The sequence below is a fragment of the Bartonella queenslandensis AUST/NH15 genome (assembly GCF_000312585.1).
Classification (GTDB): domain Bacteria; phylum Pseudomonadota; class Alphaproteobacteria; order Rhizobiales; family Rhizobiaceae; genus Bartonella; species Bartonella queenslandensis_A.
Window position 1 is genome coordinate 1 of record NZ_HE998357.1, and the last position, 567, is coordinate 567.

The window sequence follows — 567 nt, forward strand, 5'->3', positions numbered from 1 at the left end:
GTGGCGTTCTGTTTTGCATGAGGGGCGTGACCCCATTAAAGAACGCAACAAACAAAAGCGTGAAGCAATAAGCAATCTTCATTACTTAAAAGATATCGCTTTGGATACTTTTGAAAGTCGTAAAGCCGAATTAAAAGGAGATGGGAAAAATGGGAATTGGTTTTCACCTTTACAACTTTATATTCTCCCCAAATTAGGCTGTCTGCCCGTTTCAGAGATTACCCAAACAGAAATACGCGATACCCTTGCTCCTATTTGGCATACAAAAGCTGTAACAGCGCGTAAAGCACTGAACCGTCTTAATCTTTGTCTCAAACATGCGGCTGCTTTGGGTTTGGATGTTGATTTACAAGCAGTAGAAAAAGCACGCGCGCTCTTAGGAAAACAACTCCATAAAACGCAAAACTTTCCAGCTATGGATTGGAAAAATGTGCCGGCTTTTTATAAAACACTTTGTCAAAAAACAACCCTCACACAATTGGCTTTACGTTTGCTTATCCTTACAGGGGTTCGTACACGTCCTTTACGTTATATCCATAAAGATCAAGTTGATGGGGATATATGGAC

1 protein-coding gene is annotated in these 567 nt (G+C 40.6%); it reads left to right on the plus strand.

From position 1 onward, the window contains the following. The coding region (locus BN338_RS12455; protein WP_039762313.1) for a tyrosine-type recombinase/integrase at window positions 1-567 on the plus strand (567 nt) is incomplete at both ends.